The sequence below is a fragment of the Citrobacter sp. TBCS-14 genome, from assembly GCF_005280805.1.
In the GTDB taxonomy this organism is placed as follows: domain Bacteria; phylum Pseudomonadota; class Gammaproteobacteria; order Enterobacterales; family Enterobacteriaceae; genus Citrobacter; species Citrobacter gillenii.
Map to the genome: position 1 here is coordinate 1 of NZ_SZWM01000906.1, position 504 is coordinate 504.

A 504-nucleotide genomic window follows, 5' to 3' on the forward strand; every position below is an offset into this window, starting at 1 on the left:
CCTTGCTTATAGAACAGGCTCTGCTGCTGATACACCAGACCCAGTGCTTCGTTATTCATCAGGATAATTTTAATATCCAGCTGATTTTCGCTGGCAGTCGCCATTTCCTGAATATTCATCATCAGGCTGCCGTCGCCGGAGAAGCACAGCACTTTTTTATCCGGGTTCGCCAGCGCCGCGCCAATTGCCGCAGGCAGGCCAAACCCCATGGTGCCAAGGCCGCCGGAAGTCAGCCACTGGCGCGGACGGTTCAGCGGGTAAGCCTGCGCCGCCCACATCTGATGCTGACCGACGTCGGTGGTGATGATCGCGCTGTCGTCCACACAGGCAGCAACCGCGTTAATCAGCCCATAATGGCTGAGCGGATTTTTTTCCTGTGGGATGGTGCANCCACTCTTCACGCGGCTGCGCTTCAATCTGCGGGATCAATTGTGCCAGAACCTCATCGACATCTGCCTGGATCGCCACGTGCGGCTGTTTGATTTTACCCAGCTCCGCGCGGTC

At 56.9% G+C, this 504-nt stretch carries 1 pseudogene; it reads right to left on the bottom strand.

The features are described 5' to 3' along the window. Nucleotides 1–504: pseudogene (locus FDX22_RS21985) on the bottom strand (thiamine pyrophosphate-dependent enzyme); the annotation flags it as partial.